Genomic DNA, 26160 nt, shown 5'->3' with positions numbered 1-26160 from the left:
CATGGCTTTCGATGCGTAATGACCGCCATGGCCGCAAAAAAAAAGCCCCCGGCATGACGCCGGGGGCCTTGTATAACTGGCGGAGCGGACGGGACTCGAACCCGCGACCTCCGGCGTGACAGGCCAGCATTCTAACCAGCTGAACTACCGCTCCGCTTTAAACTTGGACTTCTGCTTCTTCACCGCAACCGCATTGCGAATGCGGTGAAGAAGACGAAGCCCCCAATCGCTCAGGGGCTTCGGTGTAACTGGCGGAGCGGACGGGACTCGAACCCGCGACCTCCGGCGTGACAGGCCAGCATTCTAACCAGCTGAACTACCGCTCCGCGCTTGAAACAGTTGCCTGGTGCTTAATGGTGGGTGCTGAGGGTTTCGAACCCCCGACCCTCTCCGTGTAAGGGAGACGCTCTACCGCTGAGCTAAGCACCCTAGCGAGTCGATTAGTTTACTGCATCCTTCAGGGCTTTGCCAGCCTTGAACGCAGGATTCTTCGAAGCAGCGATCTTGATGCTGTCGCCGGTCTTCGGATTGCGGCCGGTACGCTCAGCGCGCGCGCGGACCTGGAAGGTGCCAAAGCCAACGAGGGTGACGGCATCGCCCTTCTTCAGCGCCTTGGTGATTTCGCTCACAACCGCGTCAACAGCACGGCCGGCCTCAGCCTTGGAGATGTCAGCGGCAGCGGCAACGCCATCGATCAATTCGGTTTTATTCATTCTTGAAACTCCCTTTGCGGCAGATGCCGCGGAATCGACAATCGGCGCTCTTGCCGTTAGCGAAGAACCCGACACAAGTGGTATCGCGTGACGCATCACAATTTGCCGCGCCCACGAGTCGTGCATTTATACCAGCGCCCCCAACCGCACGCAAGCCAAAACCCAATAACGACGCGGGTTTTGGCTTGTTTCGCCTGGGTTTAGACAAGCGGTTTTAGTGCTTGACGCGGGCACCCGGAGTAGTGCGTGACTTGCCGCGAACCGCAACCCGCGAGGCGGTCTTGCGGACCTTTTCCTTGCTCGCCTTCTTCGGTGCCAACGGACGCTCCAATGCAAGGTCCAATACTTCGTCGATCCACTTGACCGGCACGATCTCCAGGTCACGCGTGACGTTGGCCGGGATGTCGGCAAGATCCTTGCGGTTCTCGTCGGGGATCAGCACGGTGCGGATGCCGCCGCGCAACGCGGCCAACAACTTCTCCTTCAGGCCGCCGATGGCCGACACGCGACCGCGCAAGGTGATCTCGCCGGTCATCGCCACATCGGCGCGGATGGGCACCTTGGTCAACACCGACACCAGCGAGGTCACCATCGCGATACCGGCGCTCGGGCCGTCCTTCGGTGTCGCGCCATCGGGCACGTGCACGTGCACGTCCTGCTTCTGCAGGAAATCCACATCGATGCCCAGGCGCTCGGCGCGCGAACGCACCACCGACAGCGCAGCCGATGCCGATTCCTTCATGACGTTGCCAAGCTGACCGGTCAGGATCAGGTTGCCCTTGCCCGGCACCAGCGTGGACTCGACCTGCAGCAGTTCACCGCCGACCTCGGTCCAGGCCAGGCCGGTCACCAGGCCGATTTCGTTTTCCTCTTCGGCACGGCCGAAATCGAAGCGACGCACACCCAGGTACTTGTCGAGGTTCTTCGCATTGACCGTGACCAGCGCCTTGGGCGTGCCCTTCTTGGCAGGCACCTTCTTGGCAACGAGCTGCGGACCGGCAAGGGCAATTTCCTTGACCACCTTGCGGCAGATCTTGGCCACTTCGCGCTCGAGGTTACGCACACCGGATTCGCGCGTGTAGTAACGCACAATGTCCTGGATCGCGTCGCTGCCGATCTCGATCTCTTCCGGCTTCAGGCCGTTGGCCTTGATCTGCTTGGGCACCAGGTAGCGCATGGCGATGTTGAGCTTCTCATCCTCGGTGTAACCGGGGATGCGGATGACTTCCATGCGGTCCAGCAACGGCCCCGGAATATTGAGCGAGTTGGAGGTGGCGACGAACATCACCTCCGACAGGTCCAGGTCCACTTCCAGGTAGTGGTCGTTGAAGGAGTTGTTCTGTTCCGGATCGAGCACCTCCAGCAGCGCCGAGGACGGATCGCCACGGAAATCCATCGACATCTTGTCGATCTCGTCCAACAGGAACAGCGGGTTCTTGCTGCCGACCTTGTTGAGGTTCTGCACCAGGCGGCCAGGCATCGAGCCGACATAGGTCCGGCGATGGCCACGGATCTCGGCCTCGTCGCGGATGCCGCCCAGGCTCATGCGCACGAACTTGCGGTTGGTCGCCTTGGCGATCGACTGGCCCAGCGAGGTCTTGCCCACGCCCGGCGGCCCGACCAGGCACAGGATCGGCCCCTTCATCTGCTTCACGCGCGACTGCACCGCCAGGTACTCGAGAATGCGCTCCTTGACCTTGTCCAGGCCATAGTGGTCGGCATCCAGCGTGTCCTCCGCGACCTTCAGGTCCTTGCGGACCTTGGTGCGCTTCTTCCACGGCACACCCAGCAGCCAGTCCAGATAGTTGCGCACCACGGCCGCTTCGGCAGACATCGGCGACATCTGCTTGAGCTTGTTGAGCTCGGCCTTGGCCTTGGTCTCGACCGGCTTGGGCATGCCCGCCTCGGCGATCTTGCGCGCCAGTTCTTCCAGCTCGCCCGGCGCATCGTCCAGATCGCCCAGCTCCTTCTGGATCGCCTTCATCTGCTCGTTGAGGTAGTACTCGCGCTGGCTCTTTTCCATCTGCGACTTGACGCGGCCGCGGATGCGCTTTTCCAGCTGCTGCACATCGATCTCGCCGTCCACCAGCCCGACCAGCAACTCCAGCCGCTCGCCGATCTCGGTGATTTCCAGCAGGCGCTGCTTGTCGGCCAGGCGCACGCCGATGTGCGCGGCGATGGTGTCGGCCAGACGGCCCGGCTCGTCGATACCGGCCAGGGTCTGCAGCAACTCCGGCGGCAGCTTGCGATTGGTCTTGACGTACTGCTCGAACAGCGACATCAGCGAACGCGCAATGGCCTCCACTTCGCGCGGCTCACGCGCGTCGCTGGCTTCGATTTCGATGCCCTGACCCTGCAGCGCACCATCCAGCTCGACGACCTTGTCGACAGTGACCCGCGACAGGCCTTCGACCAGCACCTTGATGGTGCCGTCGGGCAGCTTGAGCAGCTGCAGCACCTGCGCGAGCGTGCCGACGGTATACAGGTCGCTGGCGGCCGGGTCGTCGGTTTCGGCCGACTTCTGCGCGACCAGCAGGATGCGTTTGTCCGCTTCCATGGCTTTTTCCAGCGCGCGCATCGACTTGTCACGGCCGACGAACAGCGGAATCACCATGTGCGGAAACACCACCACGTCGCGTAGCGGCAACACCGGCAGATCGAGAACTTCTGATTGGGACTGGGCCATGGGGCGCTCCGCAGGAATGGGGGTTTTGGGGCGTAAAAAAAGCCGATGGCCCCGTTATGGGGCCATCGGCGAGGTGTTGCAAGTAGCGTTCGGAAACCCTTTATCCGCGAGCGAGGCCGGGGCCCGGCGAAGCGGCCTCAGGGACTCAATCGCCGGACGCTGCCTTGGCCGGAGCCGGCTGCGCCTGGTAGATCAGGTACGGCTCGGATTTGTGCTCGATCACCGACTCGTCCACCACCACCTTGCTGACATTTTCCTGCGAGGGAAGCTCGTACATCGTGTCCAGCAGCACCGATTCGACGATGGTGCGCAAACCACGCGCGCCGGTCTTGCGCTTGAGCGCCTTCTTGGCGATCGCAGACAGGGCGTCCGGGCGGAACTCCAGTTCCACGCCTTCCATGTCGAACAACTTCTTGAACTGCTTGGTGATGGCGTTCTTCGGCTCGGTCAGGATCTTGATCAGCGCCGGCTCGTCCAGCTCCTCGAGCGTGGCGACCACCGGCAGGCGACCGACGAACTCGGGAATCAGGCCGAACTTGATCAGATCTTCCGGCTCGACCTCGGCCAGGATCTTGCCGACTTCCTGCTTGCGCTCGCTGCTCTTGACCTTGGCACCGAAGCCAATGCCGCCGGCATCGTTGGAGCGCTGCTGAATCACCTTGTCCAGTCCGGCGAATGCACCGCCGCAGATGAACAGGATGTTCTTGGTGTCGACCTGCAGGAATTCTTGCTGCGGATGCTTGCGGCCGCCCTGCGGCGGTACCGAGGCCACCGTGCCTTCGATCAGCTTCAACAGCGCCTGCTGCACGCCTTCGCCGGACACGTCGCGGGTGATCGACGGGTTTTCGCTTTTGCGCGAGATCTTGTCGATTTCGTCGATGTAGACGATGCCCTGCTGGGCCTTTTCGACATCGTAATCGCACTTCTGCAGCAGCTTCTGGATGATGTTTTCCACGTCCTCGCCGACATAGCCGGCTTCGGTCAGCGTGGTGGCATCGGCGATCGTGAACGGCACATTGAGCAGCCGCGCTAGCGTTTCGGCCAGCAGCGTCTTGCCCGAACCGGTCGGGCCGACCAGCAGGATGTTGGATTTCGCCAGCTCGACGTCATCGTTGCGGCTGCGGCTCTCGATACGCTTGTAGTGGTTGTACACCGCCACGGCGAGCGTGCGCTTGGCGCGCAACTGCCCGATCACGTATTGATCCAGCACCTCGAGGATCTCGCGCGGCTTGGGCAGGCTGGAACGTGCCGACTGCGCCTTCTCTTCGAGTTCCTCGCGGATGATGTCGTTGCACAGCTCCACGCACTCATCGCAGATGAATACGCTGGGACCGGCAATCAGCTTGCGGACCTCATGCTGACTCTTACCGCAGAACGAGCAGTAGAGAATCTTGTTGCTGTCGCCGGAACGACCTTGGCGGTCTTCGCTCATGCTTCTGTTACCCAGTTACCCCACCCGATGCACGGGGGTTCGATTTCGAGAATAGCACAGGGTCGGGAGGACATCCGCCCAGCCCGACCCTGCCGGTTTTTCCTGCAATTTCAGCAATCTGGCGATCAAGACGGCTGGATCGACTCTTCCGGACGGCGTTCCAGCACCTGGTCGACCAGGCCATAGGCCTGCGCATCGACCGCGCTCTTGAAGTTGTCGCGCTCGGTGTCGCGCGCAATGGTCTCCAGGGACTGGCCGGTGTGCTTGGCCAGGATCTCGTTCAGGCGCGAACGCAAGGTCAGGATCTCGCGCGCGTGGATGTCGATATCGGTGGCCTGGCCCTGGAAGCCACCCAGCGGCTGGTGGATCATCACGCGCGAATTCGGCAGCGCATAGCGCTTGCCGGCCGCACCCGATGCCAGCAGCAGCGCGCCCATCGAGGCGGCCTGGCCGACGCAGATGGTGCTCACGTCCGGCTTGATGTACTGCATGGTGTCGTAGATCGCCATGCCGGCAGTGACCACGCCACCTGGCGAGTTGATGTAGATGCTGATGTCCTTTTCCGGGTTGTCGGCTTCCAGGAACAGCAACTGGGCCACGATCACGTTGGCCATGTGGTCGTCGATCGGACCGACCAGGAAGATCAGACGCTCCTTCAGCAGACGCGAGTAGATGTCATACGCACGCTCGCCGCGGCTGGTCTGTTCGACCACCATCGGCACCAGGTTCAGGGCTTTGGTCACAATGCTCATCAGTCTTCCTGTAGTGGCAGCGGCGTGCGCCGATGCCCGGGTTTGACATCCGCATCCCAGCCATCGGGATGCGGGTTGGTGTCACGCGGTCGCTTACCTTAGACCCGAATGGCGTCCTGGAACGACAGCGACTGCTCGGTGTGCTGGGCGCGCTCGGCGATCCAGTCGATCACCTGCTCTTCCATGACACGGCTCTGCAGTCCACTCATCAGTTGGGGATCGTTGCGGTACATCTCAATGACCTGTTCCGGCTCTTCGTAGGTCGAAGCGATCAGACGCAGCGTTTCGCTGACGCGCTTGGATTCCAGGCGCAGCTCGTTGCGACGGGCCACCTCGCCCACCAGCAGACCGACCAGCACGCGCTTGGCCGCCGCATCCATGAACCCCTGATGGGCATCGGCGGGGATCTCGCCCGGGTTGCGGCCGCTGCGGCGGACCTGCTCGACCTGCTGTGCCAGCATCGAACGGGCTTCGTTCTCGACCAGACGCGGCGGCATCTCCACGTGCGCATAGGCGGCGATCAGCTGCTCGCCCACTTCGCGACGCAGGCGGTTCATCAGCGCGCCCTTGAGCTCGCGCTCCAGGTTGGTGCGGATATCGGCGCGGAACTGCTCGGCATCGCCACTCTTCACGCCGAAGCTCTTGATGAACTCCTTGTCCACCACCGGCAGCACCGGCTCGGAGACCTCGACCGCCTTGACGTGCACCTGCACGGTCTTGCCGGCCAGCTGGGGCACGCGCCACTCGGCCGGGAAGTCGATGGTCAGGGTCTTGTCTTCGCCCTTGGCCAGACCTTCCAGGCCCTTTTCGATCTGGTCGAACATCACGCCCGAGCCCAGCACGCTGCTGCCGGTCTCCACGCCTTCGGCGGGCAGACGCTCGTCGCCGGCCTGCGACCAGGTCTCCAGCGCCACCAGATCACCGACCTGCGCGCCACGCTCGACCGGGTTCCAGGTGCGGCGCTGCAGGCGCAGGTTCTCGATCATCTGGTCGATGTCGGCATCGGTCACCTCGGCGGTATGACGCACCACCGACAGCTTGGCCACGTCGATATCACCGAAATCCGGCACCACTTCGAAGGTGGCGACGAAGTCGAAATCGCTCTCGCCCTGATCGATGCGCGGATTGCCGGCCAGGCGCAGCGAATGCTCGCGGACTGCCGAGTCGAAGGTCTCACGCAGCAGGCCTTCCATCGCCTCGGCACGCACCTGCTGACCGAAGCGCTGCTCGATGACCTTGGTGGGCACCTTGCCCGGGCGGAAACCCTTGATGCGCGTGGTGCGCGCGAGTTCGCGCAGGCGGCCACCGACATGCGTCTCCAGGCGCTCCTGCGGCAGGGTGAAGGTCAGGCGGCGTTCCAGATTGCCGGTGGATTCGATCGATGCTTGCATGTTGACTCCTGCCACCGACTGCACAAGCGTCGGCACGAGATGGAAGATGCGGGTTGACGGATGGCGAGAAAGCCGCCGAGCCTTGTAGTTTCACCGATAATGGCGGCCGCTGCCAGCGGAATACGCGTCACCGCAGCGCGCAAGGCAGAGGCACCAGGCCTATGGCTGAAAGCGGCCGGACGACACACGGCCGCACTGCATGGTGCGAAAGGGGGGACTCGAACCCCCACGCCTTGCGGCGTCAGAACCTAAATCTGGTGCGTCTACCAATTCCGCCACTTTCGCGATGCTGCAGTTGCCCAGCCATTGTTGCAGGGATGCCGGCAAAGAAAAAGCATCGCGGGCGTAATGATGCCGCCCACTGGCCGCGAATGGATGCCGCCTGCCGGTGCGGGCAAACTGACCCCTGCCGATGCCCCACCCGGCGCGCCGACGGTAAACGCATTCATTATGCGAGGCATCACCTGCGCGCGCCCCTGGTTTGCTCCGCTAGCGTTGGGTAAAGCTGAGATTAGCTAAAATTCCGTTAACACCTGAGAGGCAGTCATCGCGATGAGAGATCGGTATCGGCAAATCGTGGCGCTGTCCCGCGATTGCATCAAGGAGATCGACCTCGACGGGCGGATTACCGCGATCAACGTCAATGGCCTGACCGAATTGGGTGCCAGCCACCAGGATCAGCTGATCGCGCGGCCATGGCGCGAGCTGTGGCCACCGGAAGCGGCCGAGCTGGTGGACGCGGCGATCGCCGGCTCCCGCGCCGGCTCGATCCAGGAATTCGAAGCTGCCAGCGTGAACTTCGCCGGCGTGCGCCAGATCTGGCAGGTCGTCACCAGCCCGCTGTTCGATGCGCTTGGCAAGGTCGAAGCGATCCTGGCCGTGAGCAAGAACATCTCCGACCGCCGAGCGCTGGAGATCGCCTTCCGCACGCTGGATTCGACCCTGGCGGCAGAGCGCGCGTTCTCCAACGGCGCGCTGCGGCTGGCACGCGCGCGCGAACATTCGCTGTCGACCGAGCTGCACAGCCTGCGCGACCTGCAAGAGCGCATCGAAGGCGATCTGGACATCGCGCGCGCCGCGCAAGGCGCTGCCGAAAAGATTTCCGAGCAGGCGCAAAAAGGCGAAGCGGTGGGACAGCTGCTGGCCGGCGTCGTGCACGATTTGAACAACGTCCTGCAGGCGGCCACCTCGGCCATCGACCTGGTGGTACGGCGCGCCAGGATCGACGCGCACGACGCCAAGCTGTTGGGCGTGGCCGATGCGGCGCTTCAACATGGCTCGGTCATGGCCCAGCGCCTGGTCGGCTTTTCCCGGCAGTATCCGTATAGCCCGGAATCGGTGGATCTGGCCGCCCTGACCGAACAGCTCGGCCCCCTGCTCGAACAGGTGATCGGCGCAGACCTGCAGCTGCAGCTGCGCACCGCCGAAGGTGGATGCTGCGCCATGGTCGATCGCCACACGGTGGAACGCGCCATCTTGAACCTGGTGATCAACTCCCGCGATGCCTGCCGACGGGGCGACGTCATCCGCGTGGAGACCGGCGACACCGTGGTCGCCGAGGAACAGGCCAACCTGGCCAGGCCGGCAGGGCACTACGTCACCATTGCCGTGGCCGACAACGGGCATGGCATGGATGCACACGTGCAGGCGCATCTGTTCGAAGCGTATTTCACCACCAAGGATGCCGACAAAGGCGCGGGCCTGGGGCTGGCACAGGTGTACAGCGCGGTCTGCCAGGCGGGCGGCTTTGTCGAAGTGACCTCGGCGCCCGGCCAGGGCGCGTGTTTTACACTGGCATTTCCGCGCATGCAGCAAAGCCAGCCGCCCGCGCCCGCTGCATTGCCGTAAGGCGACCACGGCTGCCGTGGCCGCAGCTGCCTTGCGCATCGCATCACCAGCAGGCGTATCGAAAGCGCCGCCCGACGCAACACGGAACGTCTTCCTGCGCATCCTGGGGAGCGCTGGCGGCCTATCCTCCGGCCCGGGGAGACACTCTCAGGCGCGACCACATCAGCCAGACGATCGCGGCGCAGGCACTGCCTGCCGCCAGCCCACACTGCAGCAGCGTCAGCATCACCGCGCGATCGGACAGCCACGACCAGCCGCCGATGATCGCCAGCAGCAGCACCATCACCCCGGCCGAGAGCAGACCGCTCGAGGCACCGATGCCGATGTGGACCACGGGGTTGGGCCGGCGCCCGCGGTACAACCAGGCGCATGTGCGCGCGCATAGCCATCCCGCGGCAGCACAGGCAATCACCGGCAGCACCAGCGCATACGACCAGGCGACGATCGTCAACACGGTCTGCAGATCGAGCCGGCTCCACCGCACCAGGCCCAGCAGCCCACCCAGCGGGGGACCGACGATCGCGAAGACGCCGATCTGGCCCAGGATGGAATGCCGCATTACTCCAGACACATCAGTCCTCATTCGCGTGCGTTCATCCGGGCGGGGACGGCCGTCGATGGCGATTGCGCACCTGACGCAGGCAATCCATCGCACCGAGTCGGTAGGGTCACTGTGGTTGCGCGGCCACCGACCGAGACGACGACGACGCTGCAGCCAATCCCTGCACCATCGCTTTCCGCAGCACAAAAAGAAAAGCACCTAGGCTGCTGCCTAAGTGCTTTTGTTTGGTGGGCCGTCAAGGATTCGAACCTTGGACCTATTGATTAAGAGTCAACTGCTCTACCAACTGAGCTAACGGCCCTGAAACTGGTCGCACATTGTATGCGCGTTTTTGCCTCGTTGCAACACCCGCGACGCATCGGGTCCAACTTTCCTGCAATCAGTGGGGTGGCTGAGGGGACTCGAACCCCCGACATCTGGAATCACAATCCAGTACTCTAACCAGCTGAGCTACAGCCACCACTGAAACCTACTTCCTACCGCACCGCCGATGGCGCGCCCGACAGGACTCGAACCTGTAACCGCCGGCTTAGAAGGCCGGTGCTCTATCCGGTTGAGCTACGGGCGCCCGGACCGAACTTCGCATTCCCACGCCGTCAAGAGCTCGGAATGGTCGGGGTAGAGGGATTCGAACCCCCGACATCCTGCTCCCAAAGCAGGCGCGCTACCAGACTGCGCTATACCCCGGCGGGACCTTTCAATCCCGAAGGCTGGAAAGGTCGGCTATTTTGGGAATGATTGGCCTTGCTGTCAATCACTCTGTGTAAATTGGACGATCCGGTATCCTCACACTCATTGCTCGCCAAGTCGGCAGGCACCTACATTCATGGAGAATACGCATGCGTAGCGGCAATCCCGCCCTTCGGGAATCCACCTTCCTCGACCTGGGCTCCGGCGCGGTGGTCACGCGCGACGGTCAGGCGATGACCCTCAACGGCACCGTCAACAAGACCGGCCTGCTATTGCTGATGGCGGTACTCACTGCCGCCTTCGCCTGGTCGCAATCGATCGGCGCCGATGGCATGCCGCTACCGGCAGCACGCCTGTACATGATCGCCGGCGCGATCGGCGGACTGGTATTCGCACTGGCGACCAGCTTCAAGCCGACCTGGGCCCCGGTCACCGCGCCGCTGTATGCGCTGGTGGAAGGCTTCTTCCTGGGTTCGATCTCGGCGGTGTACGAGGCGCGTTTCAACGGCATCGTGTTCCAGGCGGTGTTGCTGACCTTCGGCACCATGTTCGCGCTGCTGTTCGCCTACCGCAGCGGCATGATCAAGGCCACCGAGAACTTCAAGCTGGGCGTGGTGGCGGCCACCGGCGGCATTGCGCTGGTGTATCTGGCGACCATCGTGCTGGGCTTCTTCGGCGTGCGCATTCCCTTCATCCACGACTCTGGCCTGATCGGAATCGGCTTCAGCCTGTTCGTGGTCGTGGTGGCCGCGCTGAACCTGGTGCTGGACTTCGACTTCATCGAAAGCGGCGTCGAACACGGCGCGCCCAAGCACATGGAGTGGTATGGCGCGTTCGGCCTGATGGTCACCCTGGTGTGGCTGTACATCGAGTTCCTGCGCTTGCTGTCGAAGCTGCAGTCGCGTAACTGAGTGGAGAATCGGGAATCGGGAGTGGGGAATCGCAACAGCGACCCCTTCGCCTGATGGCGTGACACTGGCTTCAAGCAACCCCCTTCCAGCAAAAAGAAAGGGCGCCGTCGGCGCCCTTTCTCTTGTGCGACCTACCGGCGCGCTCAGAGGCGGCTAGCGATGGCCTTGGCGAAGCCCATGGTGTTGCCGGTGCCGCCCAGGTCGGGAGTCAGTGCATCCTTGGCTTCCAGGGTGGCCACGATCGCTTCGCGCAGGCGCTCGGCGTTCTGCGGCTGACCGATGTGGTCCAGCATCTGCGCGGCACCCAGCAGCAGTGCGCACGGGTTGGCCTTGCCCTGCCCTGCGATGTCCGGCGCCGAGCCGTGCACGGCTTCGAAGATCGCCGCGTCCACACCGATGTTGGCGCCCGGGGCCAGGCCCAGGCCGCCGACCAGGCCGGCACACAGGTCGGAGATGATGTCGCCGAACAGGTTGGTGGTCACGATGATGTCGAACTGCTCCGGACGCATCACCAGCTGCATGCAGGTGTTGTCGACGATCATTTCCTGGAACTCGATTTCCGGGTACTGCGCGGCCACGTCGCGTGCCACCTTCAGGAACAGGCCCGAGGTCGACTTGATGATGTTGGCCTTGTGCACCGCGGTGACCTTCTTGCGGCCGGTGGCGCGCGCCAGGTCGAAGGCGTAGCGCACGATGCGCTCTGAGCCCTTGCGGGTGACGCGGGCGCCGGAGAACGCGGTCTCGCCATCCTCGGACACGGTCTGGCCTTCGCTCAGGTAGGCTCCTTCGGTGTTCTCGCGCACCGTGATCAGGTCCACGCCATCGGCGAAACGCGACTTGGTGTTGGGGAACGACTTGGCCGGACGCACATTGGCATACAGGTCGAACTTGCGACGCATGGCCACGTTGATCGAGCTGAAGCCCTCGCCGACCGGCGTGGTCAGCGGGCTCTTCAGGGCCACTTTGTTCTTGGTGATCGAGGCCAGGGTGGACTCGGGCAGCAGATCGCCGTGCTTTTCCAGCGCGACCAGGCCAGCGTCGGCGTACTCGTAGGTCAGGCCAGCCTGCAGCGCGTCGAGCACGAACAGCGTGGCATCCATGATCTCCGGGCCAATACCGTCGCCGCGGATGACCGTGATTGTCTGCGTCATAACGTTGGGTTTCCGAACTTGAAGGGGGGAGCGCCAGCCGCAATACCCGGCAGAGCGGCGCAAGGAGGTTTCACAGGCAATTATGCCCGATGCCGGTGAAGGCGCCCAAACCGACCTTGGTCTAAGAGCGGCCCGGATGACTGCTGCGGAAACCCGGTGCAGTCAGTGGCATCAGACAACCGCAGTGCGCGCCCGCAGCCTCCAGGCGCACCAGGACCCAGCGTGCGGAGGCGCTCTGGACGCACCGCCCTCGCCTACGGCCGGCACCGGACAACCAGAGCGCACAAAGTCTGTGCCGCCGACTAGGGCGGCACGCGCGCGCCCGCTTTTACGAATCCCGAATCACCACTCCCGACTCCCGCTCGACACATCAATCGTGCGCGTGCTGCGCCGGTGCCTGGGCGCCGCCCTCGAGCTGGTCGAGGAAATCCACCGCGCGACGCAGATGCGGGATGACGATGGAGCCGCCAACCACCAGGCCGACCGAGAAGGTCTCGAAGAACTCTTCGCGGGTCACGCCGGCTTCCTTGCACTGGGCGACGTGGTAGCTGATGCAGTCGTCGCAGCGCAGCACCATCGAGGCGACCAGACCGAGCAGCTCCTTGGTCTTCACGTCCAGCGCGCCGGCCTGGTAGGTCTGGGTGTCCAGCGCAAAGAACCGGCGCACCACCTGGTTGGGCTCGGCCAGGATGCGCTGGTTCATGCGCTGGCGAAATTCGGTGAACTCGCGCAGACGGTCGTCGCTGCTGCCGTCATGCTCACTCATGCCTGGCCGCCTGCAGTGCCGGCCAGCAACGGTTCGAGCTTGCCGGCCCGGTGCATGGCCATCATGTCGTCGTAGCCGCCCACATGGACGTCGCCGACGAAGATCTGCGGCACGCTGGTGCGCTTGGCCAGCGCGACCATCTTGTTGCGCTCGGCCGGGTCCAGGTCGATGCGCACCTCGGTCCAGGTCCGGCCCTTGCTCTTGAGGAAGTTCTTGGCCGCCACGCAGTACGGGCAGATCGCAGAGGAATACAGGGTGATCTGCGGGCCGGCGGCCGCATCCTGGACATTGGGGTCTTGGCTCACGGGAAACTCCGCGGTTGGTCTGAGGTCTGACAATGGTACCGGGCGACTGGAATTTCCATGTCGTCACCGCAACACTGTGGATTAACCGATGATTCACGCCATCGCGCCGTGCTGCCCGCATGCTCCGCGCATTACCTGGGAGTTCCACTTGCGCCTGCTACCGCTCGCCACTGCCCTCACGCTGGCCGTTGCCATGGGCGTGGCACCCGCGCAGGAAAACCGCCTGCCCGACATCGGCTCGTCCGCCGGCGAGCTGCTGACCCCGGCGCGCCAGGCCGAGTACGGCAAGATGATGCTGGCCGAGCTGCGCAACTACGACTACGTGCTGGACGACCCGCTGATCACCGACTGGCTGCAGACCATGGGGACCCGGCTTGGCGCCAACAGCGACCAGCCGCAGCAGCCGTTTACGTTCTTCATGCTGCGCGACCGCCAGATCAACGCCTTCGCCACGCTGGGCGGCTATATCGCGGTCAATGCGGGGCTGGTGTTGACCGCCGAGCGCGAGGACGAAGTGGCCGCGGTGCTGTCGCACGAAATCGCCCACGTCACCCAGCAGCACGTGCTGCGTGGGGTGGAGCGGGCCCAGCGCGACCAGATCCCGATCCTGCTGGGCATGCTGGCAGCGGTGGTCGCCGCGCAACAGGCCGGCGGCAATTCCAAGGGCGATGCCACCATGGCCGGCATCACCAGCGCGATGGGCCTGATGCAGCAACGCCAGATCGACTACACCCGCTCCAACGAATCGGAGGCCGACCGGCTGGGTATCCGCACGCTGGTGCGCAGCGGCTACGACGTGGATGCAATGGCCGGCTTCTTCGAACGCATGTCGGTGGCAATGCGCGCCAACGAGGGCGGCTACAGCGCGCCCGACTTCCTGCAGACCCACCCGGTCACGGTCACGCGCATCAGCGAGGCCAAGGCGCGCGCCGAACAGATGAAGAAGAACACCGTGGTGCTGACCACCTCGGTACCGGGCGGAACGCGCCAGGAACGGGTGGACCCGGCCGACCCGTCGCTGTCCGAACCGCTGAGCCGCAACGGCAACGCGATCCTTCCGTATGCGCTGCGGCTGCCGGTGGATGCACTGAGCCGCGGCGACGACCAGCAGAACTTCGACTGGGCCAAGGAGCGCCTGCGCGTGCTCAGTGCGACCACGCCGGATGCGGCGATCCGCGAATACGAGACCCTGCGTCGCAGCAACAAGCACGGCCTGACCGATGCCCAGCGCTACGGCCTGGCGCTGGCGCGCCTGCGCAACAGCGGCGGCCGGCCGAGCGAACCGGTGGCCGAACTGACCAGCCTGCTGGAGGCGCACCCGGATAATTTATGGCTGACGCTGGGCCTGAGCGAGGCGCAGGCGCGGGTGGGCCAGCGCGAGGTGGCCAATGCCCGCTTCGACGCGCTGCTCAAGCAACTGCCGAACAACCGCGCGGTGGCGCTGACCTACGCCGGCGCGCTCAACGAGCAGGCCAGCAAGGAGTCCGGCCAGCGCGCGCGTCAGGTGCTGGAACCGCTGCTGCATCGCAGTAGCGAGGATGCCTTGTTGCAACAGACCTACGCACGCGCCTGCGAGCTGTCCGGCGACCATCTGCGCGCCAGCGAGGCCTATGCCGAATCTGCGTATCTGAACGGACGCCCGGAACAGGCGCTGATCCAGCTGGAAGCGCTGAAGAAGAAAGATCTCGACTATGTGACACGGGCTCGGGTGGATGCGCGCATCGCGGCGATCACCCCGAGCGTGCTGGAACTGCGCCGACAAGGGATTCGCGACCCGGATCTGTCGACCCGCTAGCGCTTGTGACGGCTGGCGCAATGGTCCATCCCGGCGTGTGCCTAGGCGTCCCGCACTGCGCCGGCCCCTGGTGCAGGCCGCTGTTGCCGAGGGCCTGGTCACCGCGCATGTCACATTAGAGTCACAAAACCGTAGTCTACTGGCGATCACCAAAGCCAGACGGTAAGCCCCGCGTGCAAAAACGCATTCTGATCGTCGATGACGAACCCGCGATTCGCGACATGGTGGCGTTCGCGCTGCGCAAAGGCGAGTTCGAACCCATCCATGCCGGCGATGCCCGCGAGGCGCAGACCGCCATTGCCGACCGTGTGCCGGACCTGATCCTGCTGGACTGGATGCTGCCGGGCACCAGCGGGCTGGATCTGGCGCGACGCTGGCGCAAGGAACAGCTGACCCGCGAGATTCCGATCATCATGCTGACCGCGCGCGGCGAAGAGAACGACCGCGTCGGCGGCCTGGAAGCCGGGGTCGACGATTACGTGGTCAAGCCGTTCTCGGCGCGCGAGTTGCTGGCGCGCATCCGTGCGGTGATGCGGCGCACCCGGGAGGACGACGAGGACGGCAGCGTGTCGGTGGGCCGCCTGCGCATCGACGGCGCCGCGCACCGGGTGTTTGCCGGCGACGCGCCGGTGCCGATCGGCCCGACCGAATACCGCCTGCTGCACTTTTTCATGACACACCCCGAGCGCGTGTACACGCGTACCCAGCTGCTGGATCATGTCTGGGGCGGCAGCGTGTACGTGGAAGAGCGCACCATCGACGTGCATATCCGCCGCCTGCGCAAGACGCTGGAACCGTTCGGCCTGGAAAACATGGTGCAGACCGTGCGTGGCTCGGGCTACCGTTTCTCTTCGGCAACCTAGTGGTTGCCGCACAGCCGGCCGGCCACGCAGGCCAGCCGGCTCGCACGCCCATCTGACGCCCGGTGGTAACGCCTTCCATGCCTCGACATATCCGTTCCGCCTGGCTCAAGACGCTCGGCACCCTCGCGCTGTTGCTGGGCGCTGCCGTGCTGGTCGGCGTGCTGATCGAGCATGTGTGGATGGCGCTGACGCTGACCGCCCTGGGCGTGCTGGCCTGGCATTACTGGCGGCTGCGCCAGGTGCTGCGTCGCCTGACCGCCCGGCAGCGCGCCGAACCCGCCGCCGGGATCGGGGCCTGGAACGAACTGGACCGCCTGCTGTATCGCAGCCAGGCCGAGATGCGCGGGCGCAAGCGTCGCCTGATCGAAATGCTGCGAACTTATCGCGCCGCCGCACAGGCGCTGCCGGATGCGGTGGTGGTGGTGGATCGCAACAGCCAGCGCGTGCAGTGGTTCAACCGGGCCGCGGGCGGACTGCTCGGCCTGCATCATCCGGGCGACATGGGCGTGTCGGTGGTGGAGCGGCTGCAGCCGTTGCCGCTGGCGCACTGGCTGGCGGCCGGCCGCAATGCCGAACCCATGCTCGACGCCGCCTCGCCGGTGGATCCGGACCTGCGCCTGAACCTGCGCCTGATTCCCTACTCCGACGATTACTGGCTGCTGGTGGCGCGCGATGTCAGCAAGCTGCTGCGGCTGGAGCAGGTGCGCCGCGACTTCGTGGCCAACGTCTCGCACGAACTGCGTACGCCATTGACGGTGGTGCATGGCTACCTGGACATGCTCGACCCCGAAGACTTTCCCGATGCCGGCCCGATGCTGGCCGAGATGCGCAAGCAGTCGCAGCGCATGGCGCAGCTGGTCGAGGACCTGCTGACGCTGTCGCGGCTGGAATCGCAGGAAGAACTCGGCGAGGAGCACGTGGCGATGGCGCCGATGCTGTCGACCCTGCGTCGCGAGGCCGAAGCGCACAGCCAGGGTCGCCACACGGTGAACGTGCTGGACGAGGCCGGCGTGGACCTGCTCGGCTCCAACAAGGAACTGCATAGCGCCTTCTCCAATCTGGTCACCAATGCGGTGCGCTACACGCCCGGCGGTGGCACGGTGACGATCCGCTTCGTGCGCGAGGGCGATGGCGCAGCCCTGGCGGTACGCGACACCGGCTACGGCATTCCCGCCTCGCACCTGCCACGCATCACCGAGCGCTTCTATCGCGTGTCCAGCAGCCGCTCGCGCGAGAGCGGGGGCACCGGGCTGGGGCTATCGATCGTCAAGCACATCCTGGGACTGCACCAGGCGCGCCTGGAAATCGAAAGCGAAGTCGGACGCGGCAGCGAATTCTCATGTCATTTTGTCGCTGCGCGCGTCGTACAGCGCGATCAGTCCCTGCCACTGTCACGTTCGGCGTGATATGTAGGGGGTGCGCGCCGCAACGCGGTGCGATGCCCGCGCGCCGGACGCGCTGCATTGCCTGCGCTGCGACCGGCGCGCTGTCACACCGCACACCATCTCCGTCTTGATGACCGATTCCATGGGCCACGCCAAACACTTGCACGACATCACCCCTTCCGAAGACGTCGCCACCGATCCGCTGCGCGATCCGTCGCTGTACATCAACCGGGAACTGTCGCAGCTGGACTTCAACTTCCGGGTGCTGGCACAGGCGATGGACGACCAGGTGCCGTTGCTGGAACGGCTGCGCTTCCTGTGCATTTCCTGCACCAATCTGGATGAGTTCTTCGAAATCCGCGCGGCCACCGTGCGGCATGCGCAGGAATTCGGCCTGCCGCCGGCACCGGACGGGTTAAGCCCGACGGCCATCCTCAACGCGGTGCACGACCGCGCGGCCAAATTGGTCGAGCAGCAGTACCACGTGTGGAACGAGGTGCTGCGCCCGGCGATGGAGACGGCAGGCGTGGCGGTACTTGGGCGCTCGACCTGGAATTCGCGTCAGAAACGCTGGCTACGGGCCTATTTCCGCAACGAGATCATGCCGGTGCTGTCGCCGCTGGGTCTGGACCCGGCGCATCCGTTTCCCAAGATCCTCAACAAGACATTGAACATCGTGGTGGTGCTGGAGGGCCAGGACGCATTCGGGCGCGCCGGTCATCTGGCCATCGTGCGTGCGCCGCGGTCGTTGCCGCGCATCATCCAGCTGCCGGCGAGCCTGTCGCCGGAGGGCGCGCAGAGCTTCGTGTTCCTGTCCTCGGTGCTGTCCGAGTTCGTCGACGAGCTGTTCCCGGGCATGCAGGTCAAGGGCTCGTATCAGTTCCGCGTCACCCGCAACTCCGAACTGGTGGTGGACGAGGAAGAAGTCGAGAACCTGGCGCTGGCCTTGCGCGACGAACTGGTTACGCGCGGCTACCGCCCGGCGGTGCGCCTGGAGATCGCGCACGACTGCCCGGCACCGATCATGCGCACCCTGCTGCAGAACTTCGGCCTGAATGAAAACGCGGTGTATCGCATTGTCGGGCCGGTCAATCTGAGCCGCGTCATCCAGGTCTACGACCTGGTGCAGCGCCCCGAACTGAAATATCCGTTGTTCAATCCGCGCACCTTGCGCGACACCGACGGCATCTTCCAGATCGTCAGCAAGGGCGATGTGTTGTTGCACCACCCCTTCGATGCGTTCACCGCGGTACTGGACGTGATCCGTCAGGCCGCGGTTGACCCGAACGTGCTGGCGATCAAGCAGACGCTGTACCGCACCGGCAAGGACTCGTTGATCGTCGATGCGCTGATCCTGGCCGCGCGCAACGGCAAGGACGTCACGGTGGTGGTGGAGCTGCGCGCGCGCTTCGACGAAGAGGCCAACCTGGGCCTGGCCGACAAGCTGCAGGAAGCCGGCGTGCAGGTGGTGTACGGCGTGGTCGGCTTCAAGACCCACGCCAAGATGCTGCTGATCGTGCGCCGCGAGGGACGCAAGCTCAAACGCTATGTGCACCTGGGCACCGGCAACTACCACAGCGGCACCGCGCGCCTGTACACCGACATCAGCCTGATCACGGCGGATGTGGAAATCGGCAACGATGTGCACATGCTGTTCCAGCAATTGTCCGGGCTCGCGCCGCGCATGAAACTGGAGCAATTGCTGCAGTCGCCCTTTACCCTGCATGCCGGCGTGTTGAAGCGGATCGAGCGCGAAACGCGGCTGGCCCGCAACGGCCGCCCGGGCCGCATCATCGCCAAGATGAATGCCCTCAACGAGCCGCAGGTGGTGCGCGCGCTGTATACCGCCTCGCAGGCCGGCGTGCAGATCGACCTGATCGTGCGCGGCGCGTGCACGCTGCGCCCGGGCGTGCCCGGCGTCTCCGACAATATCCGCGTGCGCTCGATCGTGGGGCGCTTCCTGGAACATAGCCGCGTGTACTGGTTCGGCAACGATGGCGCGGCAGAGCTGTACTGCGCCAGCGCCGACTGGCTGGAACGCAACCTGCTGCGCCGCGTGGAGACCTGCTTCCCGATCCTGGATCCGGATCTGGCCAAGCGCGTCTACCGCGAAGTGCTGCAGAACTACCTGGACGACAACGTCAATGCCTGGGAACTGGATGCCGAAGGCGTCTATCACAAGCGCGTCCCCGGCCCTGGCGAGCCGGCACATTCGGCGCAGATGACCTTGCTCGAGCGGATCTGAAGGGGCGCGGGCGCGGCCCCTCACGGGGCCAACGGCCCATCGGCTACCATGCGCCCATGCCAATGCCCTCCCCCACGATCCCGCCCCTGCGCGATGGCGATTTCCTTGCCGCCATCGACTTAGGGTCCAACAGCTTCCACATGGTCATTGCGCGCTACCTGATGGGTCAGCTGCGTGTGGTCGATCGCCTGCGCGAAACCGTGCGCATGGCCGACGGCCTGGATGGCAAAGGTGGCATCTCCAACGAGGCGCGCCAGCGCGCGCTCGAATGTCTGGCGCGTTTCGGCCAGCGCATCCGCGAAGTGCCATCGTTGCGCGTGCGCGCGCTGGCCACCAACACGGTGCGCCAGCTGCGCTCGCCGCAGGCGTTTCTGATGCCGGCCGAAACCGCGCTCGGGCATGCGATCGAAGTGGTGAGCGGACGCGAGGAAGCGCGCCTGATCTATCTCGGCGTTGCGCATGCGCAACCGCCCAAGCCCGATCAACGCCGGCTGGTAATCGATATCGGCGGCGGCTCGACCGAGTTCATCATCGGCCGCGGGTTCCAGACCCTGGAACGCGAGTCCCTGCAGGCTGGCTGCATCGCCAGCACGCGGCGCTTCTTTCCCGGCGGCAAGCTGTCGAAGAAGAAATGGAAGGATGCGCTGACCGAGATCGGCGCCGAGTTCCAGCAGTTCGCCAATCAGTACAAGGCGCTGGGCTGGCACGAGGCGATCGGCTCGTCGGGTACGCACAAGGCCATCGGCGAGATCTGTGCGGCGATGAAGCTCACCAAGGGCGCGATCACTGCCGAGGCGCTGCCGGCGCTGCGCGACGAACTGCTCAAGGCCAAGCGCATCGAGGACATCCAGTTGCCCGGCCTGGCTGCCGAACGCCGGCCGATCATCGCCGGCGGCATTCTGGTGCTGGAAGCGGCGTTCCAGGCCCTGGGGCTGGAAAAGCTGATGGTCAGCAAGGCGGCGATGCGCGAAGGCATCCTCTACGACATGCTCGGCCGCGGCGGCGAGAACGACCCGCGCGACAGCTCGGTGGCCTCGCTGGTGCAGCGTTACGGCATCGACGAAGTGCAGGCGCAGCGCGTGGAGGCCACGGCCTGCCGCCTGTTCGACCAGGTCTGCGAATCCTGGCAGCTGGATGGCGACGACGCGCAGGTGTTGCGCCGCGCCGCCCGCCTGCACGAGCTGGGGCTGATCATCGCGCACAGCCAGTATCACGTGCACGGCAGCTACATCCTGGAGCACTCGGATATCGCCGGTTTCTCGCGGCAGGAGCAGCAGGTACTAGCATCGCTGGTGCGCACGCATCGGCGCAATGTGCCCAAGACCGCGTTCGATGCGCTGCCGGATCGGTTGCTGCTGCCAACCCGACGCAAGGCCGCACTGCTGCGGCTGGCGGTGCTGCTGCATCGCGCGCACGAATCCGACCCGATTCCGACCCTGGAACTCACCGCCGATGACACCCGCCTGTCATTGATCCTGTCGCAAAGCTGGATCGACTCGCGCCCGCTGCTGCGTGCCGACCTGATCGGCGAAGTCGAAAGCATGGCCGGGCTGGGGATTGCGTTCAAACCGTTTGTGACCTGAGGCCTGCGGCCTCAGGCGGGAATCGGGAATGGGGATTCGGGAATAGTCGACCACGGAGCTCTGAGAAGTTCTGACTGGTGGCGATTGCGCTAAACGAGTGCAGCACGCTGCCTTTGCGATTCCCCATTCCCCATTCCCCATTCCCCATTCCCGGCTCCACTGTCACCGCCGCGACTTGTGGGCGCAACATCCATGCCATCGCCCTCCCGGAAGCTAGCGAAAACCGGAGAACGGGCATGCGCTACGCGATCGTTACCGAAACCTATCCCCCTGAAGTCAACGGTGTTGCGCTGACCGTGCATGGGCTGGAGACCGGCCTGCGCGCACGCGGACACCAGGTGGACGTGGTGCGTCCACGGCAGAGCGGCGATACGGATGCGGCCACGGCCCTGCTGGTGCGCGGTGCATCGCTGCCGCGCTATCCGGGACTGAAATTCGGGCTACCGGCAACACAACGCCTCGTGCGTCATTGGCAGATCACGCAACCGGATGCGGTCTATGTGGCCACGGAAGGCCCCTTGGGCTGGTCGGCGATGCGTGCGGCACGCCGACTGGGCATCCCGGTCGCCACCGGCTTCCATACGCGGTTCGACGAGTACCTGCCCGACTACGGTGCCGCCTGGCTGCAGGGCACCGCGCTGCGCTGGATGCGCCGCTTCCATAATCAGGCCGAGGCCACGCTGGTGCCCACGCGCGAGCTGCAGCAGTTCCTGCGCGACGGCGGCTTCGAGCGGGTGCAGCTGCTGGCGCGCGCGGTGGACAGCCAGCAGTTCGATCCGGCCCGACGCGATCCGGCCCTGCGTGCCGAATGGGGCATCGAAGGCGAAGGCTTCGCGGCGATCTACGTCGGACGCATCGCCAATGAAAAGAACCTGCCGTTGGCGATCCGCGCCTTCCGCAAGTTGCAGCAGATCCGCCCGAAGGCGCGCTTCGTCTGGGTCGGCGATGGCCCGGCACGCGAAAAGATCGCGCATGAAAATCCGGACTTCATCTTCTGCGGCGTCCAGCGCGGCGCGGCGTTGGCACGCCACTTCGCCAGCGGCGATCTGTTCCTGTTCCCCAGCCGCAGCGAGACCTTCGGCAACGTGACCCTGGAGGCAATGGCCAGCGGTGTGGCCACGGTCGCCTTCGACTACGGCGCCGCGCGCGAGTATCTGCGCAACGGCCACAGCGGTGTGGCTGTGGAGAACGACGAGACGTTCATCCAGGCCGCCGTCGCACTCACCGAGGACGATGCGCTGCGCCGGCGCCTGGGGGCTGCGGCCGCACAGGCGATGAAGAAACTGCATCCGGACACGGTGGTGTCCGACTTCGAGGCCTTGCTGATGGGCATCACCGCGACACGGGGGCGTTATGTCGGCAACGCGGCTTGAGCTCCTGCGCGGTCACGAAGCGCGCTGGTGCCGGCGCGCCAATCACTGGTGCCGGCGCCACCCGGTGCGGCGTGCATTCGCCACCATCAGCCGGCTCGGCGATGGCGTGTTCTGGTACAGCCTGATGGGCTTGCTGGTGCTGGCCGACGGCATGGACGGCGTGCGTGCCTCTGCGCACATGGCAGCCACCGGAGTGCTCGCGCTGAGCTTGTACAAGTCGCTCAAACGCTGGACGCGGCGGCCGCGCCCGTATGCGGCCGACGTGCGCATCCGCGCCTGGGTGGCACCGCTGGACGAGTTCAGTTTTCCGTCCGGCCACACCTTGCATGCGGTGTCCTTCAGCATCGTGGCGGTGGCCTACTACCCGTGGCTGGCACCGGTGCTGGTGCCGTTTTCGGCCGGCGTGGCGCTGTCGCGCGTGGTGCTGGGCCTGCACTATCCCAGCGATGTGCTGGCTGCCACGGCGATCGGCGTGGTGCTGGCCAGTCTGTCGCTGTGGGGAGTGCCGGTGCTGCTCGGCTAAAGCGTGAGATCTGCCATCGCCGCGCTTGCCTGACCAAGCCGATGCCGCTCGTCGCCCAGCCGGCCGTTCACCCGGCGCTCGCGCCGCGATGCGACGCTCCACCGATTCCCGATTCCCGATTCCCGATTCCCCATTCTCGATTCCCCACCCCCGATTCTCCATTCCCGATTCCCGATTCCCGTCCCGCGCTGCCGCCGTACAATGGCGCAATGACGACCCTGTTCATTTCCGACCTGCACCTGGATCCGGCCCGGCCGGCGATCACCGAGCTGTTTCTGGACTTCCTGCGCACGCAGGTGCCGGGCAGCGACGCGCTCTACATCCTCGGCGATCTATTCGAAGCCTGGATCGGCGATGACACGCCATCGACCGCTGCCGATGCGGTGGCCGTGGCGCTGCATGCGGTGGCCGATAGCGGCGTGCCGGTGTTCTTCATGCCGGGCAATCGCGACTTCCTGGTGGGCGAGGCATACGCGCAACGCGCCGGCTTCCGCATCCTGCCCGATCCCACGGTGGTCGACTTGTACGGACACCCGACCCTGCTGATGCATGGCGACCTGCTGTGTACCGACGACACCGCCTACCAGGCGTTCCGTGCACAGACGCGCGATCCGGTCTTCCAGGCGCAGTTCCTGGCGCAGCCGCTGGCCGCGCGGGTCGCCTTCGCGCAGCAGGCACGCGCTGCCAGCCAGGCGCGTCATGCAGAACTCAAGCAAGGCGACCAATCGCGCTTCGAGACCGTCACCGATGTCACCCCGGCCGAGGTGGAAACCACCTTCGTGCGGTATGGCCTGGACCGTCTGATCCATGGCCATACCCATCGCCCTGCGATCCATACCCTGCAGGCCGGCGGCCAGACCTGCACCCGCATCGTGCTGGGCGACTGGTACGAACAAGGCTCGGTGCTGCATGTGGATGCCGACGGCGTTTCACTGGAGCAGCTGACACTTTGACGTAGCTGACCGCAGCTAGCGAGCAGCCACAGCGGGCGCAGGCCGCTCGCCCGGAAGCACGGTGCAAGCGAGATACGATGGGCATCGGCCGCTCCGTCTGCAGGTGCGCGCTGTGGTTTCGACATCAGGCCTGCGCACGCTCGACGTGCTGCTAGCCGCGCAGGAACCGCAGCTGGACGCGCTGCCGGTAAGCCCGATCGCGCCAGCTGCTGTTACGCAGCCGCACAGTCCATGCGGCATCCCAAGGCATCACTGCATGCTGCGCGCATGTTCGGCATAGTCGACGAAGTCGGCGTTGACCACGTCGTACCAGAGCACCGTGCCATCGGCCTGCACGCGGAAACGATCGCGCACCGGGTTGGTCTGCGGGTCGCCGGGGCACTCGTTGCCATGCCGCTCGCGCACTGCGAAGTCGAACGCATCCGCTGCGGACTCAGCGTCGTCTTCCTCGACGATGCTGATGCAGTTGTCCGGATAGAAATGGTCAGCCTGCAGCCGGGTTTCCAGCACATGCAGCGCACGGGCGCGGGCATCGTTGCCGGTCGGCGCGGCCTGCGCGGACACGGCCGGTGTGGGTGGCGCAGGGGCTGGGTCGGCAGGTTGCTGTTTGCAGCCGGCAACTGCCAGCGCGGCCAGGCACAGCGCCGCGTAACGCAGGGACTTGGACATGGGTGCTCCGCTCCGCAGGACACGCCGGCGACAACCGGCAGTGCCTCTAGTCTGCGCGATCACTGCGCCTGCGTGTAGCGGCAAAGGCCCGGCACCTGCGGTGCCGGGCCGACAGCGGTAGACGCCTGGTCCTCAGCGGAAGCCGGCGATGGTGGCCTTGGTATTGACCAGCACGCGCTGATTGTCGGCGGTGCTGGCATTGCCCATCGGCACGCCGTTGTAGCTGATGTTGGGGTTGGACCAGTAGTTCAGGCGCGGGCAGCCGCTGCTGCAGTCGTAGGCCATGATGGTGCGCCAGCTGTTGCCGTAGCGATAACCGTGCCCGTAGGCGTACGGCGAGGTGCTCGGGTCGTTGGTGGCGTCATGACGGGCGCTCTGCAGATGGCCGATTTCATGCGCGAAGCTGTAATAGCCGGTGGCGCAATCCCAGTACACCGAGGCGAACGCGGTCGCGGCGGTAGAGCCGATCCCCGATGCCAGGCCGCAGTAGCTGCTGTTGTTCAACACGATCACGCCCACATCGGCGGTGTAGGTGTTGCGGCTGGTGTGGATGCTGTCCATGTAACCATCGTTGGTCACGCGGAAGCGCTGCAGGTCAGTGGTGAAATTGCCGGTTTCGCTGTAGCTGGTGGTCTCGTAACGCGCCAGTTGCAGGGTGATGCCGACATTGCTGTTGATGTAGCCCTGGTTGGCCTCGGCCACTGCCAGTTGCACCAGCGACTGCATGTTGCCGCCGTAGGCGGTCACCGCCTGATTGGTCGCCACCACCAGCACGCGGATGGTCGCCGGGCTGCCCGACGATGCGGCGGCCGCGGTGACGCGCCCGTCGCTGGGCATGTCGATCTTCGGCAACAGGCTGTATTCGGCCGGGTGCTCCTGCGGCAAGCGGCTTTCCTCCACCTGCACCAGGACGTGGCGGCCATCGGCGAGCGGGCGCAGCCGATACAGCTTGCCGGCGTAGCGGATGGTGCCGGTGACGGTATCGCCGCTGCGCACCAGGATGGCCGAGTTCAGCGGATCCACCCCCGACAGCGTGCGTGCGCGGGTCCCGGCGCGCGGGCCGAGGTTGCCGTACCACACGCTATCGCCGCCTTCCAGGGCATCGACCTTGGCCTGGGTGGCAGTGACGGTCTGGCCGTCCAACTGCAGTTCCAGCAGCTTCTCCGAGGCGGTGACCGCACCGGCGTCGAGCTGGACCACCTGCGCGTTGGCCGTGGACGGTGCGCTGAGCAGGCGCTGCAACGAGGGCTCGGCAGTGGCGGTGGTGGCCGCGCTGCGGCTCAACGCCGGGCCCGATTGATACAGCGGCTTGCCGGCAGCGGCGGCCGAACCGGCCAGGCACATGGCGATCAGACCCACCGTGGTGCACATCGACTTCGACTTCATCGTCTCTCTCTCCTTAGACATGGAAGTAACGGATGTGAAACACCGGGCCCCTGCCCCCGGGACGCCATTAAGGCGCGCCGTGCCGTCCGGATTGCAAGTTGTTACAAAAGAAAATTACGTTTTTGTGATGTCTACCGTTGAATGGATGCGATTCCGGCGGCTGCATGGAAGGACCCAG

At 65.1% G+C, this 26160-nt stretch carries 21 protein-coding genes and 8 tRNA genes; 10 read left to right on the top strand and 19 right to left on the bottom strand.

Annotated elements, in window-relative coordinates; all coding sequences use genetic code 11:
• Window positions 1-77: 77 nt before the first annotated feature.
• From H7A87_RS05190 to H7A87_RS05150, 9 genes are all read right to left on the bottom strand, one after another.
• A tRNA-Asp gene (locus H7A87_RS05190) sits at window positions 78-154 on the bottom strand.
• Between the two features lie 95 nt (window positions 155-249).
• Window positions 250-326, bottom strand: a tRNA-Asp gene (locus tag H7A87_RS05185).
• Between the two features lie 28 nt (window positions 327-354).
• Window positions 355-429: transfer RNA gene (locus H7A87_RS05180), tRNA-Val, on the bottom strand.
• An 11-nt stretch (window positions 430-440) separates the two neighbouring features.
• Window positions 441-713, bottom strand: a complete 273-nt coding sequence (locus tag H7A87_RS05175; RefSeq protein WP_024938423.1) for an HU family DNA-binding protein — start codon at window positions 711-713, stop codon at window positions 441-443.
• Between the two features lie 214 nt (window positions 714-927).
• Window positions 928-3399, bottom strand: a complete 2472-nt coding sequence (gene lon, locus H7A87_RS05170) for an endopeptidase La (protein WP_104582307.1) — start codon at window positions 3397-3399, stop codon at window positions 928-930.
• A 145-nt stretch (window positions 3400-3544) separates the two neighbouring features.
• The gene (gene clpX, locus H7A87_RS05165; protein WP_104582306.1) at window positions 3545-4831 is read right to left on the bottom strand and encodes an ATP-dependent Clp protease ATP-binding subunit ClpX; all 1287 of its coding nucleotides are present in this window, start codon (window positions 4829-4831) and stop codon (window positions 3545-3547) included.
• A 125-nt stretch (window positions 4832-4956) separates the two neighbouring features.
• The gene (clpP, locus tag H7A87_RS05160; protein ID WP_002806026.1) at window positions 4957-5583 is read right to left on the bottom strand and encodes an ATP-dependent Clp endopeptidase proteolytic subunit ClpP; all 627 of its coding nucleotides are present in this window, start codon (window positions 5581-5583) and stop codon (window positions 4957-4959) included.
• A gap of 98 nt (window positions 5584-5681) precedes the next feature.
• A complete protein-coding gene (gene tig, locus H7A87_RS05155) occupies window positions 5682-6974 on the bottom strand; it encodes a trigger factor (protein ID WP_024938422.1) in 1293 nt (430 codons plus the stop codon).
• A 200-nt stretch (window positions 6975-7174) separates the two neighbouring features.
• Window positions 7175-7259, bottom strand: a tRNA-Leu gene (locus H7A87_RS05150).
• A gap of 267 nt (window positions 7260-7526) precedes the next feature.
• Between H7A87_RS05150 and H7A87_RS05145 the strand changes: the two genes are divergently transcribed.
• Complete coding sequence (locus H7A87_RS05145) at window positions 7527-8822, top strand: PAS domain-containing sensor histidine kinase (RefSeq protein WP_119129715.1); 1296 nt, start codon at window positions 7527-7529, stop codon at window positions 8820-8822.
• A 121-nt stretch (window positions 8823-8943) separates the two neighbouring features.
• Here H7A87_RS05145 and H7A87_RS05140 read toward each other — a convergent pair whose 3' ends face one another.
• The 5 genes from H7A87_RS05140 to H7A87_RS05120 form a co-directional block, all read right to left on the bottom strand.
• Window positions 8944-9381, bottom strand: a complete 438-nt coding sequence (locus tag H7A87_RS05140; RefSeq protein WP_119129714.1) for a hypothetical protein — start codon at window positions 9379-9381, stop codon at window positions 8944-8946.
• Window positions 9382-9609: 228 nt separating this feature from the next.
• A tRNA-Lys gene (locus tag H7A87_RS05135) sits at window positions 9610-9685 on the bottom strand.
• A gap of 82 nt (window positions 9686-9767) precedes the next feature.
• Window positions 9768-9844 (bottom strand) — tRNA-His (locus H7A87_RS05130).
• 31 nt (window positions 9845-9875) lie between these two features.
• Window positions 9876-9952 (bottom strand) — tRNA-Arg (locus H7A87_RS05125).
• Window positions 9953-9994: 42 nt separating this feature from the next.
• A tRNA-Pro gene (locus H7A87_RS05120) sits at window positions 9995-10071 on the bottom strand.
• Window positions 10072-10223: 152 nt separating this feature from the next.
• Here H7A87_RS05120 and H7A87_RS05115 point away from each other — a divergent pair.
• On the top strand, window positions 10224-10985 hold the full coding sequence (locus tag H7A87_RS05115; RefSeq protein WP_104582303.1) for a Bax inhibitor-1/YccA family protein: 762 nt from the start codon (window positions 10224-10226) through the stop codon (window positions 10983-10985).
• Between the two features lie 143 nt (window positions 10986-11128).
• Here the strand turns inward: H7A87_RS05115 and H7A87_RS05110 are convergent, their stop codons facing one another.
• From H7A87_RS05110 to grxC, 3 genes are all read right to left on the bottom strand, one after another.
• Window positions 11129-12136, bottom strand: a complete 1008-nt coding sequence (locus H7A87_RS05110; RefSeq protein ID WP_104532882.1) for an isocitrate dehydrogenase — start codon at window positions 12134-12136, stop codon at window positions 11129-11131.
• Window positions 12137-12506: 370 nt separating this feature from the next.
• Window positions 12507-12902, bottom strand: a complete 396-nt coding sequence (locus H7A87_RS05105; protein ID WP_104582302.1) for a carboxymuconolactone decarboxylase family protein — start codon at window positions 12900-12902, stop codon at window positions 12507-12509.
• Window positions 12899-13207, bottom strand: a complete 309-nt coding sequence (grxC, locus tag H7A87_RS05100) for a glutaredoxin 3 (RefSeq protein ID WP_104582301.1) — start codon at window positions 13205-13207, stop codon at window positions 12899-12901. The genes H7A87_RS05105 and grxC overlap by 4 nt, the downstream gene beginning before the upstream one ends.
• An 88-nt stretch (window positions 13208-13295) precedes the next feature.
• Here grxC and H7A87_RS05095 point away from each other — a divergent pair, with 88 nt between their 5' ends.
• The 8 genes from H7A87_RS05095 (at window position 13296) to lpxH (ending at window position 23927) form a co-directional block, all read left to right on the top strand.
• Window positions 13296-15002, top strand: coding sequence for a M48 family metalloprotease (locus tag H7A87_RS05095; protein ID WP_180496891.1), 1707 nt, complete (start codon window positions 13296-13298; stop codon window positions 15000-15002).
• 173 nt (window positions 15003-15175) lie between these two features.
• Window positions 15176-15865, top strand: a complete 690-nt coding sequence (phoB, locus tag H7A87_RS05090; protein WP_104582300.1) for a phosphate regulon transcriptional regulator PhoB — start codon at window positions 15176-15178, stop codon at window positions 15863-15865.
• Between the two features lie 77 nt (window positions 15866-15942).
• Window positions 15943-17271: a phosphate regulon sensor histidine kinase PhoR gene (phoR, locus tag H7A87_RS05085; RefSeq protein ID WP_164740269.1), complete on the top strand. Its 1329-nt coding sequence runs from the start codon at window positions 15943-15945 to the stop codon at window positions 17269-17271.
• Window positions 17272-17392: 121 nt separating this feature from the next.
• On the top strand, window positions 17393-19495 hold the full coding sequence (gene ppk1, locus H7A87_RS05080) for a polyphosphate kinase 1 (protein WP_104582478.1): 2103 nt from the start codon (window positions 17393-17395) through the stop codon (window positions 19493-19495).
• Window positions 19496-19557: 62 nt separating this feature from the next.
• Complete coding sequence (gene ppx, locus H7A87_RS05075) at window positions 19558-21078, top strand: exopolyphosphatase (protein WP_026064255.1); 1521 nt, start codon at window positions 19558-19560, stop codon at window positions 21076-21078.
• Between the two features lie 236 nt (window positions 21079-21314).
• Window positions 21315-22451: a glycosyltransferase family 1 protein gene (locus H7A87_RS05070; protein ID WP_119129713.1), complete on the top strand. Its 1137-nt coding sequence runs from the start codon at window positions 21315-21317 to the stop codon at window positions 22449-22451.
• On the top strand, window positions 22432-22974 hold the full coding sequence (locus tag H7A87_RS05065; RefSeq protein ID WP_115676271.1) for a phosphatase PAP2 family protein: 543 nt from the start codon (window positions 22432-22434) through the stop codon (window positions 22972-22974). The genes H7A87_RS05070 and H7A87_RS05065 overlap by 20 nt, the downstream gene beginning before the upstream one ends.
• Before the next feature lie 209 nt (window positions 22975-23183).
• Window positions 23184-23927, top strand: a complete 744-nt coding sequence (gene lpxH, locus H7A87_RS05060; protein ID WP_102583853.1) for a UDP-2,3-diacylglucosamine diphosphatase — start codon at window positions 23184-23186, stop codon at window positions 23925-23927.
• Window positions 23928-24176: 249 nt separating this feature from the next.
• Here the strand turns inward: lpxH and H7A87_RS05055 are convergent, their stop codons facing one another.
• Window positions 24177-24596 carry a hypothetical protein gene (locus H7A87_RS05055; protein ID WP_119129712.1) on the bottom strand — a complete coding sequence of 140 codons (420 nt, stop codon included), beginning with the start codon at window positions 24594-24596 and terminating at the stop codon, window positions 24177-24179.
• 132 nt (window positions 24597-24728) lie between these two features.
• Window positions 24729-25982, bottom strand: a complete 1254-nt coding sequence (locus H7A87_RS05050) for a zinc-dependent metalloprotease (RefSeq protein ID WP_119129711.1) — start codon at window positions 25980-25982, stop codon at window positions 24729-24731.
• Between the last annotated feature and the right edge of the window lie 178 nt (window positions 25983-26160).

This window comes from Xanthomonas sp. CPBF 426 (assembly GCF_903989465.1).
Classification (GTDB): Bacteria; Pseudomonadota; Gammaproteobacteria; order Xanthomonadales; family Xanthomonadaceae; genus Xanthomonas; species Xanthomonas euroxanthea.
This window is presented reverse-complemented; position numbering and strand designations above follow the sequence as displayed.

Coding starts and splice junctions, on each gene's coding strand:
- ppk1 (WP_104582478.1), top strand. CDS start 17,393: ATGGGCCACGCCAAACACTTGCACGACATCACCCCTTCCGAAGACGTC.
- H7A87_RS05145 (WP_119129715.1), top strand. CDS start 7,527: ATGAGAGATCGGTATCGGCAAATCGTGGCGCTGTCCCGCGATTGCATC.
- H7A87_RS05070 (WP_119129713.1), top strand. CDS start 21,315: ATGCGCTACGCGATCGTTACCGAAACCTATCCCCCTGAAGTCAACGGT.
- H7A87_RS05055 (WP_119129712.1), bottom strand. CDS start 24,596: ATGTCCAAGTCCCTGCGTTACGCGGCGCTGTGCCTGGCCGCGCTGGCA.
- ppx (WP_026064255.1), top strand. CDS start 19,558: ATGCCCTCCCCCACGATCCCGCCCCTGCGCGATGGCGATTTCCTTGCC.
- lpxH (WP_102583853.1), top strand. CDS start 23,184: ATGACGACCCTGTTCATTTCCGACCTGCACCTGGATCCGGCCCGGCCG.
- H7A87_RS05065 (WP_115676271.1), top strand. CDS start 22,432: ATGTCGGCAACGCGGCTTGAGCTCCTGCGCGGTCACGAAGCGCGCTGG.
- clpP (WP_002806026.1), bottom strand. CDS start 5,583: ATGAGCATTGTGACCAAAGCCCTGAACCTGGTGCCGATGGTGGTCGAA.
- lon (WP_104582307.1), bottom strand. CDS start 3,399: ATGGCCCAGTCCCAATCAGAAGTTCTCGATCTGCCGGTGTTGCCGCTA.
- H7A87_RS05115 (WP_104582303.1), top strand. CDS start 10,224: ATGCGTAGCGGCAATCCCGCCCTTCGGGAATCCACCTTCCTCGACCTG.
- clpX (WP_104582306.1), bottom strand. CDS start 4,831: ATGAGCGAAGACCGCCAAGGTCGTTCCGGCGACAGCAACAAGATTCTC.
- phoR (WP_164740269.1), top strand. CDS start 15,943: ATGCCTCGACATATCCGTTCCGCCTGGCTCAAGACGCTCGGCACCCTC.
- H7A87_RS05140 (WP_119129714.1), bottom strand. CDS start 9,381: ATGCGGCATTCCATCCTGGGCCAGATCGGCGTCTTCGCGATCGTCGGT.
- H7A87_RS05095 (WP_180496891.1), top strand. CDS start 13,296: ATGATTCACGCCATCGCGCCGTGCTGCCCGCATGCTCCGCGCATTACC.
- H7A87_RS05110 (WP_104532882.1), bottom strand. CDS start 12,136: ATGACGCAGACAATCACGGTCATCCGCGGCGACGGTATTGGCCCGGAG.
- tig (WP_024938422.1), bottom strand. CDS start 6,974: ATGCAAGCATCGATCGAATCCACCGGCAATCTGGAACGCCGCCTGACC.
- H7A87_RS05105 (WP_104582302.1), bottom strand. CDS start 12,902: ATGAGTGAGCATGACGGCAGCAGCGACGACCGTCTGCGCGAGTTCACC.
- H7A87_RS05050 (WP_119129711.1), bottom strand. CDS start 25,982: ATGAAGTCGAAGTCGATGTGCACCACGGTGGGTCTGATCGCCATGTGC.
- H7A87_RS05175 (WP_024938423.1), bottom strand. CDS start 713: ATGAATAAAACCGAATTGATCGATGGCGTTGCCGCTGCCGCTGACATC.